Raw genomic sequence first — 17,833 nt, forward strand, 5'->3', positions numbered from 1 at the left:
AGACATGGCAATAGATCCAGCTACACTAAAGGCAATAGCAAAGGTTGCTACAACAGTTTTGTCAGATGAAAAGGGCAGGCGAATCATTTTGATTGCCTGCCTTGTTCCTTTTATTATCATTCTACTCGTTTTATCCTCACCATTTGCCATCTTTTTTTCAATACTTGGTGGTCATGACGAAACAGTTTCGGTCATCAGCGTGTTAAATGAAATGAAAGAAGAGTTTAGATATAGCATTCATCAGGAGCAATCAGATTCTTCTGCTGATACCATTAAAACCATAGTAATGGGAAGTGAAGATGGAACACTCATTGATAATTCAGAAGACGTATTGATTGCTTTCGCTGTGAAATACAATGTGACAAAGGATGATGCTGAGCAGATTGCCGTGTTATCTGATAAGCAAGTCGAAAAGCTTAAAAAGGTCTACTGGGATATGAATGTGATTAACACGACTTATGAAACTTCATCAAAAGAAGTTGAAGTCACAACAACCAATGGCAAGGGAGAGAAAGTTACCAAAACAAGAATAGTTACGACAACGACTAAAATTATTACCATTAACAGTTTAACAGCTGAAGATATCGGCGAAATATATGGATTTGATGATGTGCAGAATCAGATGATTGCTGAAATGCGGCAAAGTGGTTATGGTGTACTGATGGCATCAAGTAATGTCAAAACGTTTTTAACTAGGGAAGAAATTAAAGCCATACAAAGTTATATCCCTGAAGGTGTAACCATTGAAAGTGAAAGAGTTGTTGAAGCAGCAGAGAGTCTAGTCGGGAAAGTGAATTATTTCTGGGGTGGAAAAAGCCTTGCCATAGGATGGGATGAACGTTTTGGAAGAGATATGGAAGTCACTTCACCGGGAAGCTCATCTACAGGTACAATACGTCCCTTTGGTCTGGATTGTTCAGGCTTTGTGACTTGGGTATTCGTGAATGCAGGATTGCCTGCTGAGTCCATTGAATCAACCATAGGCCATGGCACAACAGCTCAGTGGAATGTATCAACCAGTATTCCTGCCAGTACAGCAATGTTAGGTGATCTTGCTTTTCTTGCAACTCCAGGAACGAGAAAGGTCAATCATATTGGTATCGTTGTAGGTAGAAACAATGACGGACAAATACTGGTTGCTCATTGTTCATCAGGTGCTAATAACGTTTCAATAGCAACAGCAGAAAGTGTTGGTTTTCACTTGTTTAGAAGACCGGCAGTTCTAATCAATTAAAATCAGGGAGGTAAAGCATGAATCCAGTATTACCAATTGTTATGATTGTATTATGTGCTATTGCAGGAGCAGTAGCCTTTTTCTTTTTAAAAAGACCCATTCAAAAAAAGACGAATCAAATATCAGAAAAACAAAAAACAGCTCAAGAATTTGTCAATGTCAAAGATATTCATGACAATTTCTTATACACGAGAGATGGCCAGATTATAGCCTATATTAAGATTCATCCCATTAGCATAGATTTGTTTTCGGGCAGTGAAAAAGAACAGATTTCAAAGGTTTTAACAGCTGAAATATCCAGTGTTCAGAAACCCTTTAAGTTTTTAGCTGTCTCAAGACCTGTAGACATCACACCACTGGTGAATGAGTATCAGAGTCTCTTATCAGAAACGAAAGATCAAAAACAAAAAGAGCTGCTTAGAAATGAAATCATGGAAATCAGCAATTTTGCTACCAGTGGTGAAGTTATTGAAAGAAACTTTTTTATTATGCTGTGGGGTCGATATCGTCAAGGCATAGAATCAGATTTGATCAAAGAATGTAAGGAAATGATTCAGAAGTTTGAAAGTGTAAATATAAGCTCGGACATTATCAAAGAACAGGAGATTGTCAGGTTATGCAATCTCATTAATAACCCAGCATATACCCATTTAGAAAATATGGATTAAATTAAACATAAGGGAGGTAAATACGTGAAAAAAACAAATGAAAGTACATTGGAGTACAATAACAGTCTATTAAACATCATCACCCCAATAGGTTTGGAACTTAAAAGAAACAGCCTTATTGTAGGTGAAAACACAGGTCGAATTTATGGGATCGTCAAGTACCCGCAAAAAGTCGATTATGGATGGCTAGCAAAAATTACAAATATACCTGGAACAGTTGTAGGCATTACATTTATTCCGATTGATAATGGAGAATTTATCTCAGGATTATCAAAGAGTGTCATTCAAAACAGAGGTGTAGCAGATTCAGCCAAAGACCCATTGATTAGACAAAGGGCAGAGCAAGCAGCAATGGATGGGGAGAAGATTATGCTACAAATTGACAGAGAAGGTGAAACCGTTGGAACCATGATTATATCCATCATGGCAATCGCAAGAGAAGAAAACAACTTCCAAAAGATTTGTAGAAAGACAGAAAGCATCATCGCTACAAGTAAGGCAAAATTAAGAATCATGGCTAATCTACAAGAACAAGCTTTTAAAAGTATTGCCCCATATTATACCCTCGATGAATCCATTGGAGAAGTCCTTAAAAGAGTCATTCCAATGAGCAGTTTTGTCGGGGGTTTTCCTTTTTCATCTTCTGGTTATAATGACGGTACGGGTTACTATTTTGGAAGAGATAACACAGGTGGTCTAGTTGTACTTGATCCATGGAAAAGGGGCAATGACAGAACCAACACAAATTTTACCATTATGGGTGTTGCTGGGGTTGGAAAGAGCACCGTCGTTAAGCATATTGCCCTTTCAGAGTATATGAAAGGCACAAAAATCATCTTCATTGATCCAGAAAGAGAAATGAGAGAGTTATGTATGGCGCTTGACGGTGATTGGATCAATGCCGGAGGAGGCACCAACGGTAAAATCAATCCACTTCAAATCAGACCAACACCAGTGGATGAAGATGATCAATATTATAAGGATGAAGGCAATGGTATGGGTGATATGGCCATATACATGAAGAACCTTGAAATCTTCTTTAGTCTCTATTTACCATCAATATCAGATAAGCAAAAAGCTATTCTTAAAAATACACTGATTGAGCTGTATAATAACTTTGGCATCGATTGGGATACAGATATCAATAAGTTAACTAATGATGACTTTCCGGTGTTTCTTGATTTATATGAGCTTTTGAAAGAAAAGATAAAGGATAAATTGATATCACCAAATGAACAAAATGAATATGAAGAATTGGCGTTATTGCTTCAAGATATTGCTCTTGGTAGTGACGCTTTTTTATGGAATGGAAAAAGTTCAATCGAGACCAATACAAGATGTATTTGTTTAGATACCCATGATCTTCAAAATACCAGTGACAATATTAAAAGAACTCAGTACTTCAATATTCTTACATGGTGCTGGCAACAAATGAGTTTAGATAGAACAGAACCAGTGCTCTTAATCTGTGATGAAAGCTATCTTATGATTGACCCTAATGTGCCACAGTCATTGGTATTCTTAAGAAATGTTGAAAAAAGAGCAAGAAAGTATGAATCAGGGATAGCCATCATCTCACACTCAGTCGTTGATTTTCTTGATCCTAAAGTCAAAATGTATGGACAAGCCTTATTAGATATTCCAGCCTATAAAATATTAATGGGTTGTGATGGCATGAACTTAATTGAAACGAAACAGCTTTTCAATCTTACAGATGCTGAAGAACAGCTTTTAGCTCAGAAGAAAAGAGGAAATGCACTGGTTATGATTGGGTCAAAAAGACTTCATGTCAATTTTCAGATTCCTGACTATAAATTCAAGTTCATGGGGAATTCCGGAGGAAGGTAGGCGAATATTTTGAAAAAGAAACTTGTTATTGAACTCATTGTTTACATTGTCATCGTTGTTATTGGTATTATCATGCTATTCATGTATGAACCAGAGGAAGTGGATATTGTACTGCCAAAAGATTTTCAGATTGAGCAGAAGGGAGGTGTAAATGATGCTTTTGTACCTATCGAGTAATGACCATATCAATTTGCTAGATTTTCTTAATGATGAACACGGTATCATCATTAAGAAATTATCTGGGACTTTTTCACTTAGACAGTTTGTCCTTGGCGATCTTAGAAGTCTTAATCACTTTCAGTATATGGTTATAGATCTTAATGCCATTAAAGATTCAGAAAGTGACATATTGGAAGCGGTGAATGCTTATAAAAAGATGTTCGCTTCAAGGTTGATATTTTATATTGAAGATATGAAAGCGCATCATGACCTAGTCTATAAGCTTATTGAAAATGGAGTTTTCAATATTGTTACAGTAAATGAAATCGAAGCCATAAAAGAAGAATTTCTTAAATCTGTAAGTGATTTAGGGATAAGTAAAAGAGATATTATGCAAAAGCTTGCGCCTGATGATTTTTCTTTTAAAACATCTGTTGAAGCATATAGATTCTCAAAGAAAGAGATAAAGATAGCTGTCACGGGGGTGCAGCACAGAGTGGGTACAACCACCATGGCAATTAATCTTGCCAATTACTTATCAAGTATAGGTGCTAAGGTTTGTTATGTAGAAGCAAACGAGCATGATCATTTGAGTAAATTACCGACATTTTATCAGGGGATGACAGCGAACGAGGATGTCATCCTATACAATGGCGTAAAATACCTTTCGCTTCATTCTGAGTGTCATGATGAATTTGATTTCATTATCTATGACATGGGGGTGATTGATAATAGAATTATCAGCGCTATTAGAAAAAACTGTGATGTTGCAATTCTTTGTGCAACAGGCAAACCTTATGAAATGAATGGCATTGAAAAGCATAAAAACCTTTTAGATAAGACATTAGTTAATACTGTATTTTCTTTTGTAGCAGAATCAGATCAACATAATTATTTAAAACTTCATAAGGATATTCATTTTTCAAATTACACACCCAATTATTTTGATGGGGAAGTAAATGAAGTCATATGGACAACAGTCATTAAACCATTTATTAAAAAATCGGAGGTCAAGTATGAATAGCAAAAGTCTTTTAATAGAGAGCGTTTATTCCTTGGAATTAACCCAAAGAGCAACACTAGTTGCTTTTTATCTCATCAATCGTGCTGATTGCCAGGGAACTTGCTTTCCTGGGGTTAAAACGATTGCTAAGGAATGTAATATCAGTACCAGGACTGTACAAAGAGCATTGAATGATCTTGAAGAAGCAGGTTTTCTTGTACGTGAAAGTCGCTTTCACGTACAAGGAGGTCAACGGTCCAATCTATATTATCTGCAGGTCTTAGAAGATGAGCAGGTTGATACACGGCAAGTTGAGGATCAGAGGAACAAGGATAATAATGTTATTGATGTTTCAAATGCGGAGCCTAATAATTTGAATTGGAACAATTCATATCAGGCTTCAATATGTATAGATTTACCAGCAATAGACTTTAAAGAAATACTAAAAGAATGTGTGTCACGGTCCCCCTGTCACGATGGCATACCTTGAACTTTTCACTCTAATATATTGGGTTATTGATAAAAAGCAAGTATTAAATGCATGCTATGAGATTTTTAGATGGTTAATGAATCAGATGAAATCATGGTATTATTTTTGAGATGTTGAACGATTCTGTTGATTGTTTAAAAGTTATCTAGTATAATAAATTTATGTTTGTATTTGTATTTCAACTGCTTGTATTAAACTATTGTAGAAGGTGAAAATTTGTGAAGAGGTGCTATTATGAATGTAAGTTATAAAAAGTTGTGGAAGCTGATTATTGATAAGGAAATGACTAATGTTGAGGTCAGAAAAGCCACAGGTATTAGTCCTGCTACTTTCACAAAGCTAAAGAAGAATGAAGTTGTATCTCTGGATATTTTATTGAAGTTATGCAAGTATTTGGAATGTGATATCGGTGATATTGTTGAAGTAATAAGAGATGCAAATTAGTGTCCGATATATGGGACACTAATTGTGCTAGAATTAAATGGTACGTGCTGGAGGAAGGTATATGGAGAAATATAGTTCGGGACTTGTCTCAGAATCATTTTGGTTTGTTGAATTCAAACAATTCATAAAACTAAGAGTTGAAGGAAAGTCTTGGGATGAAATAAAAGAATTATGTCTAAAGGATAATCTATTAGGGATTTCTAAAGAGTATCGCGCAAAGCGTATCTTTGGTTATTTAAAAAATAGAGCGCAGGTATTAGAGGAAGATCTATTGGACTTGTTCTTAATAAGTGATTTGGCAACACAGAAGATTATTACACTAATTGCGATTGCTAAGGGGAACAGATTGTTTAACGAATTCCTATATGAAGAATATAGGGAAAAATCGATATTAGGTATTGAAGAACTTACAGCAAGTGATATAAATATATTTTTCAATAAAAAACAAGACCAGAGTGAAGACATTGCAAACTGGACAGATGTAACCTTAAAGAGGCTTCGTAGTTCATATATGAATTTTTTAACGGATGCAGGTTTGCTGACTGTAGTAGATGGAAAACGAATCATTACCCCGCCCATTTTAGATATTGCATTAGAGAATTATCTAATGGATAAAGGTGAAATGTATATTGCAAGAGCTGTTAGGGGGGTGAGTTAAATGCATAGGTTAGAAGCGAGACTAAATCTGTTAGAAGAAAAGATCAAGCAGCCTAACTTTAGACAAAACAAAGGACTTGGGAATGAGGTTGGTTATTATGTGTTTGATTACCATGCTGAACAAGAACTTATTGTAAGAGAACGAGTAGGATATCTAAAAAACAAATATGATTATAGTATACATGATTTCAAAATAGTTGTTTTTGATCTTTACGATATAATTATTGATTTATTGATACAAGAAGGTTTTTTAGAGATCTGTGAAGAGTTTGAAAAGACGAAGGGACTCAAAGAAATAACGAGAGCAGTGAATGAAATGCTTCGTATGGAAGAGGATAACCAAAGCAATGAAGTATTAGCTCATATTAAAAATAATACGCCTAAAGATGCAATTGTTTTTTTAACGGGTGTAGGAAAGTGTTTCCCGATTTTGAGATCGCATAAAATATTGAACAACCTGCACCAGTTTGTTGATGATGTGCCGGTGGTCATGTTCTTTCCGGGGAAGTATGATGGGCAGTCACTGATGCTTTTTTCTGAAATTAAAGACGATAACTACTATAGAGCTTTTAAGATTGTAGATTGAGAGGTTGAGTAAAATGATTGTAAAAAATATGTTTGCAAAAGACATTGATAGGGATATTAAAGGCGTTATTAAAGTCGGTCAAGGTGATGATGAAAATGTAAAACAGGAACTTGAAGAATATGTTGTAACACGAGAGTTGCAGAAGCATTTTTCTGACTTCTTTTCCAGTTATAAAAAGGGTATTGTGGGGAACACAGATAAAATGGGAGTATGGATTTCCGGCTTCTTTGGAAGTGGTAAATCTCACTTTTTAAAAATTCTGTCATACTTATTAGAAAATCGTGTTGTCGATGGTAAATCTGCTATTGATTATTTTATTGATGATAAAAAAATCAAAGATGAAATGGTTTTAGCTGATATGAAATTAGCAGGGAACACATCTAATGATGTGATTTTGTTTAATATTGATTCTAAAAGTGGCATGGGAGACACTCAGAATAATAAAGAAGCGATTCTTTCAGTTTTTCTAAAAGTTTTTAATCAACATCTAGGCTATTATGGTGCTAATCCGTTTCTAGCTGATTTAGAGAGACATCTATCAGATGAAGGCAAATACGAAAGCTTCAAGCAAACCTTTGCTGAAATCAGAGGTAAAGAGTGGGTTGATTCTAGACACCAATTTAGATTCATTCAAGATCATGTATGTAAGTCTTTGGTGCAAATTGACTATATGAGTATGGAAGCAGCAAAAAATTGGTGTGAAAGCTCAACTGGTGTTTATAATATTGACGTTACCACATTTGCTAATATGGTAAAAGAATACATTGATAAAAAAGGGAATAATCATCATGTGGTTTTTCTCGTTGACGAAATTGGTCAATATATAGGTGAAGACTCTAAATTAATGCTAAATCTTCAAACAGTGACAGAAGATTTAGGTTCAGCTTGTGGAGGCAAGGCGTGGGTAGCTGTTACAAGTCAACAAGACATAGACAGTATCACAAAGACTAAAGGTAATGATTTTTCAAAAATCCAAGGTCGTTTTGATACAAGACTTTCCCTATCATCTGCAAATGTGGATGAAGTTATTAGAAAAAGAATACTTGAAAAATCAGAAACAGGCAGACAAACATTAGGATTACTTTATGACGAGAAAGATACGATTATAAAGAATCTTATTCTATTTAATGATGGCATCGAGAAGAAGTTATACTCAGACAGAGGTAATTTCGCTGCAATTTATCCATTTGTTCCATATCAGTTTAACTTGCTTGCCAGCGTCTTAACATCTATTAGAACTCATGGTGCCAGCGGTAAACATTTGGCAGAAGGGGAGCGTTCTATGCTTGCCCTCTTTAAAGAATCTGCTATGAAAATAATGGAAAAATCTGAAGGTGCAATCGTACCCTTTAATCTTTTTTACGATGCACTTGAACAATTTTTGGATCACAGCCATAAGGGTGTGATTATTCGTGCTTATGATAATGATTACTTGAATCCTGAAAAAGCAGATGATTGTTTTGATGTCAATGTATTAAAAACACTCTTTATGATTAAGTACGTTAAAGAGATTGTTGCAAACATAGAAAATATAACCAGTTTAATGGTTTCTAATATAGATGATGATAGAATCGCTCTTAAAGACAAGGTTGAACAAGCCTTAAAGCGACTAACACGACAAACATTAATTCAAAAAACAGGAGATATTTATGTTTTTCTTACAGATGAAGAACAGGAAATAAACAGAGAAATAGAAAGTCAGAATGTAGAAATATCAGAAGTTATTGGCAAAGTCTCTGAACTGATTTTTGATGGTGTGTATGAGAATAAAAACTATCGTTATCCTGCTTTTAATGGACGCTATACGTTTGGCTTCAATCAGGTTGTAGATGATCGTCCTTATAAAGCAAATCAAAATTTTGATATAACTTTAAAAGTATTAACGCCTAATTACGATTCAGGCATGGATGAAACAACCCTTCGAATGATGAGTGGACAAAACAGATATGTCATTGTTGCACTCCCAGACGATAAGGCTTTTATTGATGAAATTCGTTCAGCATTAAAGATTGAAAAGTATTTGAGATTAAATTCTTCAAATATAGTGACTAAGTATGAGCAAATTAAAGAAGCAAAACGAATTGAAATGCGAGAAAGAAATTCAAACGCTCGTATTTTCCTTGAAGAATCACTAAAGAGTGCGGATATATATGCCAATGGAGATATGATTCAGAGTAATTCTAAGGATATTTCTTCACGTATTAATGATGCCCTCGGGAAGTTGGTTAATACAGTTTACCATAAAATCTCGTATATTAATGCGCCTATGAATGAAACCCACGTCAAAGCCATACTGAAAGGTACAAACAATAGCCAGATCTCATTAGAAGGTGTAGATCAATTACCAAACAAACTTGCACTTAATGATGTATTAGATTTTGTTAGCTTAAATACACAAAGACATGCTAAAACATCTATGAAGTCAATAATGGAGCGCTTTACTAAGGCACCATATGGATTTGTTGAGGATGATGTACAATGGCTAGTGGCTAAGTTATTTAAAGATGGTGATATTGCCTTTTTCGTGAATAATGAAGTGGTAACTTTATTAACAAAATCAGAAGATGAAATATTCCGTTACTTGAGTCGTAAAGAATACCTTGAAAAATTATTGACTGAAAAAAGACAAAAGGCAAATGATAAGCAGAAAAAGGCTGTCAGAGAAGTCATGAAAGAGCTATTTAATATCACACCAGTGAGTGATGAAGATGATTCCATATTAAAGAGCTTCCAACAGTATGCAGAAAACTTAAAAAATGACTTAGAAAAACTAGAAATACATTATAAAAACGAGCCAAGTTATCCGGGCAAAAATATTGTAAAGGACGGGAAAAGCTTATTAATCAATTTGTTGGAAATCAAATATTCAGCAGAATTTTTCAAGACTGTTGATGAAAAGCTTGAAGATTTACTGGATTTTGCAGAAGATTATGAACCGGTTAAAGCTTTCTTTAATGGTGAACAAATTGAGATTTGGAATAGAAGTCTACGCTTGATGAACATATATGATGATAGTAAGACATTTATTGTTAATCGTGATATAGAAATGACAGTGAATGAAATCAATTCAATCATGAAAAAATCTTCTCCATATAGTGATATTAGAAGAATTCCGGAACTATTAGAGCGTTATATGGATTTGTATAATACCATGCTAGACGAAATGGAAAAGCCTGTGTCAGCTGCGATTAAAGATGCCAGGGCACGTGTAATTAACGAGCTTGAGGGCAAAGAATGTAAAGAAAAATTAGAAAAAGTCATTAATCAACGGTTTGCAGAGATTCAAGAGAAAGCTGAAACATGTAATAATGTTGCTGTTTTACAAAATATAAAAGTTGAAGCTGATGCATTAAAAGTTCGAATGTTAAATGATATTAATGCTGAAGAAGCACGTATTATTGCTTCAAAACAGAAGCCGGCAAGTCAAGAAGTTGGATCTAATCAGGGTACTGGGCCTAATCAAGTCAAGGAAGAGAAGGAAGCATTTCCTAAAGTTAAAATGAAACAGCAAAGAACGGTAAGTATTAAATCAATTAATTCAGAAGCTACATGGAGAATTGAATCAGAAGCAGATGTGGAACGATATATTGAAGCGCTAAAGACAAAGCTTAAACAGCACGTAAAGGAAGATTTAATTCTGAACGTAGAATTTTAACGGAGGGTGCATCTAATGAGTAAGATTGGTATTATAGAAAGTTATATAGAGAGTTGCGCCGAGGAACATACAATGGCTTCTGCTAAAAAATTGGTGAATGATATTTTAGGTGTGTTTTCAAATGATATTGACGGATTAACTTCAAATTTGGATATGTATGATTATAGCCATATGAGCGGTACAACAACTGTAGATTATATTGGAGATGTATCATTACTTAAAAGAAAACTTGAATTTTACAAGGCATCTTTGATTGAAACAGAAAAGAAGAATGACCCTCTTTGGGAATTTAAGCAAATGTTTGAACAAGATCTGAAAAATCTACGATCTGCAAAGTTGGATATAAATAATAGTGAGACGCCTGAAATTTCTAAACAACAGCTTTATAAGGAAATAACGGCTAAATATCACTATATTATACCGAACCTTGGGTCAGGTTTATATCAGTATTATGTTGAACAAGAATTTTATGATGAAGTTTCAGATGACTCATTAAGACATAATTTAGAACAAATTTATCATAAATTAACCTCGTTTAAAACGGTAGGGTTCCCAGGAGTAATCAAAGAAGCATCTACTCCATCCCATCAAGTTGTTATCAGTAACAATAATAATGCAAATGCCAGTGCAACGGTTACAATATCAATTTCGAATACGATTGAATTAATAAACCAGTTACCATCTGATGTATTATCTGATAAAGAAAAAGAAGAATTAGAAGAAAAATTGTCAGCGATTGAAGTTGCGAAAACAAGTGGGAACAAAGAAAAGTTAATGGGCAAAGTCGGTAATGTTCTCAAGTATATTGCTGACAAAAGTATCGAAGTAGGTATTGCAGCACTGCCTTATCTAGGTGAAATATCAGAATTTATTAAATCAATGTAGTTTAGGAGGCACACGATGAACAAGACAGCAATTAAAAATTTTGCCATATGGGCGAGACGAAAATTAATTAGTGACATAACATACAAAGCGGGACTTTTAGGTATTAATGAAAAAGGGATTTCTGAACCATTAGCTATTTCTACTGATAATATCCAGTTCTTTGATATTGGTACAGGAAAACCTACCGAAATAGCCAATGATGAAATAAAACAAAGAAAAGCACTTGTTACACGAATAAAAGAAAAGGAAAGTTCATCTGATTATAAAACAGCCTATCAATATGTAGTGGAAGAAGTAGCCTATACTTGGTTTAATAGACTGATTGCCATACGATTTATGGAGGTCAATGACTATCTACCTTCACGTGTTCGTGTGCTTTCTAGCCATACACAAGGTAAATCTGAACCGGATATTGTTACAACGCCATTCGATACAGATTTGGAATTCTCAGCTTATGAACAAGATAGAATCATGCAGTTAAAAGACGAAAATAAACTGGATGAATTATTCCGCATGCTCTTTATTAAGCAATGTAATAAGTTAAATGAAGTGCTTCCAGGATTATTTGAAAAAACTTCTGACTACACAGAGCTATTATTAAATATATCATTTACAGATCAAGAAGGTATTGTAAATCACTTAATTAACGATATAGAAGAAGAAGATTTCAAGGAAGCTGTTGAGATTATTGGATGGTTGTATCAGTACTACAACACTGAGCCGAAAGATGAAGTGTTTGCTCTTCTTAAGAAAAAAATGAAAATTACTAAAGAACGCATACCGGCTGCAACACAGTTATTTACTCCTGATTGGATTGTAAGGTATATGGTAGAAAATTCACTTGGTCGATTATGGGTGGAAGGGCACTCTAACGAAGTTTTAAAATCAGAATGGAAATATTATCTTGAAGAAGTCAATCAAGAAGAAAGTGTACAAGTAGAGTTAGAAAAAATAAGAGAAGAATATAAGGCACTTGCTCCAGAAGATATCAAAATAATAGACCCATGTATGGGAAGTGGCCATATATTAGTGTATGCTTTTGATATACTTATGCAGATTTATGAAAGTCAAGGTTATACACAAAGAGATGCAGCTACAGCTATAATTGAAAACAATCTATATGGTTTAGATATCGATGACAGAGCATACCAGCTTGCATATTTTGCAGTCATGATGATGGCTAGAAAATATGATCGAAGGTTTTTAACAAAGAAAATCGCGCCGAATTTACACTCAATAAAGGAAAGTAATGCAATTAAGAAATCTTACTTGAATTATTTTGGTAATTCATTGACCTATATAGATAAAAATAAAGCTATTCAACAATTAGAATATTTGTTGAATATTTATCACGATGCTAAAGAATACGGTTCTATTTTAAAGGTAGATAACTGCGATTGGGATTTGCTTAATCGATTTATAGATGATGTTATTGAAGAAGGGCAAATGACCCTTGAGAGTGTTAATGCAGAAAAATCTAAGTTTAGATTGAGAGAGATACTTGCTGTTGGAAAAATAATGGCAAAAAAATATAATGTTGTAATTACGAATCCGCCATACATGGGTTTAAGTGGTGGTAATGCAAAAATAAATAGATATGTCAAAGATAATTTTACGGATAGTAAATCAGATTTGTTTGCTGTTTTCATTGAAAGATGCAATCAAATGACAGAAAACAATTATTTTAATGCAATGATTACGCAACATGCGTGGATGTTTCTTTCAAGTTTTGAAAAAATGCGTTCTAAAATGTTGCTAAATGATATTATTAATATGGCTCATCTTGGTGCTAGAGCTTTTGAAGAAATTGCGGGTGAAGTTGTGCAAACCACGACTTGGGTACAAAGGAAAAGCAATATTTCAAAATATAAATCAATCTATAAAAGACTTGTAGATTTTAATAGTCAAAAAGGTAAAGAAGAAGCTTATTTAACTAATAATGAAATAATAAAATTTGCATCAAAGACAAGCTTTGAAAAAATACCGAGTAAACCCATAGCTTATTGGATGAGTGAAAACTTAATGAGTATTTATTCCAAAGGGAAAGCACTTGGAGAAATTGCAGCGCCTAGAAAAGGAAACTCAACATCGGATAATAATCGGTTTTTACGACTTTGGTTTGAAGTGTCAAAAGAAAAGATGAATCTTGAATCTACAGAAATCAGCCATGACGATTCTATTCGAAGACGATGGTATCCTTATAATAAAGGAGGAGGTTATCGCAAGTGGTATGGTTTTAATGAGTATCTTATTGATTGGTATAATGACGCAGAAGAGATTAGAAAGATTAAAACATCTGTAATAGCCAATTATAAATATTTTATGAAACCTGGCTTAACTTGGTCAACTGTTTCTAGTAATAATTTTAGTATACGGTGGTTTGATGAAGGATATATTTTTGATAATGGAGGTTGTTGCATTTTTGAGCTAGGAAATAAGCGATCTTACTTGATGGCTCTATTAAATTCCTCTGTGTTCAAGTATATTTTTGGGCAATTAAACCCAACATTAAATTTTCAATCAGGTGAAGTAGCAAAATTCCCTGTGATTTTAGATAATAATAAAAGAATAGATGATATTGCAAATAATAATGTTAGTATATCTAAATTTGATTGGGATTCTTATGAAACTTCGTGGGATTTCACTTCGCATCCTCTAGTAAAAGCGAAGAGAATTGAAGAGGTTAAAGATAATATAATTAAAAACTTCAAAATTTCAAAATTATTTAATTGTTGGGATGCTGAGTGTGCAATCAATTTTAAAACATTAAAGAAAAATGAAGAAGAACTCAATAATATTTTCATTGATATATATAATCTACAAGATGAGTTAACATCAGAAATAGATAATAAAAGTATAACAATCCGTAAAGCAGATTTAGTGCGAGATATAAAAAGTCTAGTATCTTATGCAGTTGGATGTATGTTTGGTCGTTATAGTCTTGATGAAGGTGGTCTTGTGTATGCAGGAGGACAGTGGGATTCAGATAAGTATAGTTCCTTTATACCTGATAAAGATAATTGCATCCCAATAACAGATGAAGAATATTTTGAAGATGATATTGTTGGTCGATTTGTTGAGTTTGTAAAAGTGGTTTATGGAAAAGAAACACTCGAAGAAAACCTTGATTTTATTGCAAAAGCCTTAGTAGGTAAAGGAGATTCTTCAAGAGAAGTTATACGAAACTATTTTATCAAAGACTTCTTTAAGGATCATATTAAAACTTATCAGAAGAGACCAATATATTGGTTATATGATAGTGGCAAACAAAATGGTTTTAAAGCACTTATTTATATGCATCGCTACACAGCAGATACAACGGGAATAGTCCGTGTTGATTATCTTCATAAGATGCAGAAAATATATATTAGTGAGATTGATCGTATGCAAGATATGATTGAGAATAGTTCGCATGCAAGGGATGTTGCCCAGGCTGAGAAGCGAAAGGAAAAGCTGATAAAGCAATTAAAAGAAACCAAAGAGTATGATGAGAAAGTTGCTCATATTGCGCTTAGTCGTATTGAGATTGATCTTGATGATGGTGTAAAGGTTAATTATGATAAAGCTCAAACAGCACAAGATGGTAAGAGATTAGATATATTAGCAAAAATATAATGGGGGTTAAAAGCCCTAACGATTTTATAGCAATAGAAGGATGTAGGCGGTGAAATAATGACAGAACTAAATTTGAATCAAATAGTTGATAAATTAAATAATGAATTCAATTCTGATGTACGCAAACTGGTATTTTGGTATGATGCCAATGCCGAATTTGTTTCGGATATTGAATCACTTGAATTAGAGAATGCCAGGGTCTTAAGACTTGAGCGAGATAATCAATTCCATATTAAGTACGTTTTAGAGCGTGAAGATACTGAAACGAATTACTTGGTTTATGCGCCATTTCCAAAGCCTGCTCTTCGAGATAATCACCTAGCAGATACAATCCGTTATTCTAAGGAGTTTTTTGCAGATCGTACATCTTTGTTGGCTATTGATTTGGGCATTGATGAGAAGTACAAGCCTGTTTTACAGAAGTACAGCAAATTCTTTAAGGCAAAAGAGCGAATTCAGAAGTTTTATAATCTTGAAATTGAAAACTTTAATAAACAAGTCATTGAAACAGCACTGATGAGTGTTATCTGTAAAACGAAAGTTGTTTCTTTTGAAGAGATTGTTAGAACAATTATTGCAGAAGGTGACTTTGAAGAGAATAAATATCTAGTGGATTTTGAAAAGTATGATTTGACAGAACCATTTTGGAAAATGTGCGAAGAAACCTTTGGCTATACAGATATTACACCAACATTAACTAAATTTGTATATACATTGTTTGTGACTTATTCATCTAAAGTGATTCATACAGCACTGCCACAAGCATGGAAGAATTACTGTTCTTACAAATCAGGAAATATTATTGCTTTTCTGGACAGCTTAATGAATAGCATAATCTACAACGATGTTTTTGAAGAACTGTCTCAAATGACTTATAACCAGTTAAAGGGAGATACAGTCTTTGAACGCATAGATGTTGAAGAATTGATTGATTGTGAGCTGTTCCGTAAAATAGATGTTTTTGTTATAAAGTGGTTAATTGAAAGACTTGAGAATGAAGATGTTGATGCTAAATTGAATGGTGCTTTGATACCGGATATTTGTCAAAAAAGAAGAAAGATGCATTATGGGAAAACGTATGAATCTCATTATTATGTGCTTGAAAATGCCTACCACTTGATCAAGGCAGCTAGATATGAACCTAAGAAAGAGATGGATGCCATAATAAAAGAATATGTAACAAAAGATTATTCCGTTGACCAAAACTACAGGTATTTTTATTATCATTTTGATAAAATTTCAAATAATACGCCTTATGATACGCTCCGTGATCTTATAGAGAATATTTACACGAACAGGTTCTTGGATAAACTGTCAGTGGCTTGGACTAGAGCCTTTGAAGAGAATAAGGCAAAAGCAGGAATTTTAAAGCAACAAGAGTTTTTCAATAAATATTTGAAATCAGCAAAAGAGCGTACGGTGGTAATCATTTCAGATGCACTGAGATATGAAGTGGGTCAAACGTTATTGAATCGATTGGATAATGATGAGAAATGTACAGCTTCATTAACTCCGATGATGTGTGTTTTACCTTCATATACAAGATTTGGAATGTCAGCGTTACTGCCACATAAAGAATTAGTTATGAGTAATGACTTTAAGGTATTAGTTGATGGCAAAGTATGTGATGATTTAAAAACAAGAGAACAAATCTTGAAGTCTTATGTACCAAATAGTAAAACGGTTCAATTTGATGATATAAAGAACATGAAAATTTCTGACTTAAAGGAGATCTTTACAGGGCAAGACATTGTATATGTTTATCATAATCAAGTGGATGCCAGAGGTGATAAATTAAACACAGAGAATGAAGTGTTCACTGCATGTGAAGAAGCAGTTGAAGAGATTCATACAATGATTAAAAGGCTTACAAGTGCAAACAATATTCACTTTATAATTACTGCAGATCATGGATTTATCTATAAACGAGACAAACTTGCTGAAAGTGATAAAATTAGTGGGTTTGATAAAAAGAACGCTTTTATAGGAAGACGTTATATTGTAGCCGATGAACCTGTAAATGCAGATGGCATAGCAAGCGTTTTTTTAGGTGATATATTAAATAATGATGATCAAAGAGTTGTATCGGTCCCTGTAGGTAGTGATGTATTTAAAGTATCCGGTGGTGGTCAGAACTTTGTTCACGGCGGCGCATCGATCCAGGAATTAATCATCCCGGTTATTGATGTGAAAACCAATAAATATCATACAGAAACTAAATCTGTAAGCATTGGATTAGTAAGTTTAGTTAATAAGATTACCAATCTTACTACAAACCTAGATTTCATTCAATCTGATCCTGTTTCAGATGTTTTCAAAGAAACAACTTATAAAGTATTCTTTATTTCAGATGACAATGAGAAAATATCCAATGACAATTTATATGTAGCTGATAAAAAAGATAAAGATGCTAGCAAACGAATATTCCGTTTGAAATTTACATTTAAAAATAAGAAATATGATAGAAACAGGAAATATTATCTCGTTGCCTATGATGAGAAGAATTCATTAGAAGTCATAAGACACGAAATCCAAATGGATTTGGCGTTTGTAGATGACTTTGGCTTCTAAATAAGATGCAGGAGGAAA

13 protein-coding genes are annotated in these 17,833 nt (G+C 33.8%); all 13 read left to right on the forward strand.

The window, feature by feature from the left end; translation table 11 throughout:
* The first annotated feature begins 4 nt into the window (after positions 1-4).
* Positions 5-1,234: a C40 family peptidase gene (locus tag JR334_11970; GenBank protein QRN85646.1), complete on the forward strand. Its 1,230-nt coding sequence runs from the start codon at positions 5-7 to the stop codon at positions 1,232-1,234.
* Positions 1,235-1,251: 17 nt separating this feature from the next.
* Positions 1,252-1,902 (forward strand): hypothetical protein, encoded by a 651-nt coding sequence (locus JR334_11975; protein QRN85647.1) that lies wholly within the window; start codon positions 1,252-1,254, stop codon positions 1,900-1,902.
* A gap of 24 nt (positions 1,903-1,926) precedes the next feature.
* The gene (locus tag JR334_11980; GenBank protein ID QRN85648.1) at positions 1,927-3,750 is read left to right on the forward strand and encodes a hypothetical protein; all 1,824 of its coding nucleotides are present in this window, start codon (positions 1,927-1,929) and stop codon (positions 3,748-3,750) included.
* A gap of 9 nt (positions 3,751-3,759) precedes the next feature.
* Entirely contained in the window at positions 3,760-3,927 is a 168-nt protein-coding gene (locus tag JR334_11985; GenBank protein ID QRN85649.1) for a hypothetical protein, read from the forward strand.
* Positions 3,902-4,933, forward strand: a complete 1,032-nt coding sequence (locus JR334_11990) for a hypothetical protein (GenBank protein ID QRN85650.1) — start codon at positions 3,902-3,904, stop codon at positions 4,931-4,933. The genes JR334_11985 and JR334_11990 overlap by 26 nt, the downstream gene beginning before the upstream one ends.
* Complete coding sequence (locus JR334_11995) at positions 4,869-5,402, forward strand: helix-turn-helix domain-containing protein (protein QRN85651.1); 534 nt, start codon at positions 4,869-4,871, stop codon at positions 5,400-5,402. Before JR334_11990 ends, JR334_11995 begins: the two co-directional genes overlap by 65 nt.
* Positions 5,403-5,636: 234 nt before the next feature.
* Positions 5,637-5,846, forward strand: a complete 210-nt coding sequence (locus JR334_12000; GenBank protein ID QRN85652.1) for a helix-turn-helix transcriptional regulator — start codon at positions 5,637-5,639, stop codon at positions 5,844-5,846.
* Positions 5,847-5,907: 61 nt separating this feature from the next.
* Positions 5,908-6,504: a DUF1819 family protein gene (locus tag JR334_12005; protein ID QRN85653.1), complete on the forward strand. Its 597-nt coding sequence runs from the start codon at positions 5,908-5,910 to the stop codon at positions 6,502-6,504.
* Positions 6,505-7,089, forward strand: a complete 585-nt coding sequence (locus tag JR334_12010) for a DUF1788 domain-containing protein (GenBank protein QRN85654.1) — start codon at positions 6,505-6,507, stop codon at positions 7,087-7,089.
* 13 nt (positions 7,090-7,102) lie between these two features.
* Complete coding sequence (gene brxC / locus JR334_12015; GenBank protein ID QRN85655.1) at positions 7,103-10,744, forward strand: BREX system P-loop protein BrxC; 3,642 nt, start codon at positions 7,103-7,105, stop codon at positions 10,742-10,744.
* 15 nt (positions 10,745-10,759) lie between these two features.
* Positions 10,760-11,629 (forward strand): hypothetical protein, encoded by an 870-nt coding sequence (locus tag JR334_12020; GenBank protein QRN85656.1) that lies wholly within the window; start codon positions 10,760-10,762, stop codon positions 11,627-11,629.
* A 15-nt stretch (positions 11,630-11,644) separates the two neighbouring features.
* Positions 11,645-15,244: a BREX-1 system adenine-specific DNA-methyltransferase PglX gene (gene pglX / locus JR334_12025; GenBank protein QRN85657.1), complete on the forward strand. Its 3,600-nt coding sequence runs from the start codon at positions 11,645-11,647 to the stop codon at positions 15,242-15,244.
* A 57-nt stretch (positions 15,245-15,301) separates the two neighbouring features.
* The gene (pglZ, locus tag JR334_12030; protein ID QRN85658.1) at positions 15,302-17,815 is read left to right on the forward strand and encodes a BREX-1 system phosphatase PglZ type A; all 2,514 of its coding nucleotides are present in this window, start codon (positions 15,302-15,304) and stop codon (positions 17,813-17,815) included.
* Positions 17,816-17,833: the final 18 nt, after the last annotated feature.

It is taken from the genome of Clostridia bacterium (genome assembly GCA_016887505.1).
GTDB lineage: Bacteria > Bacillota > TC1 > TC1 > UBA5767 > UBA5767.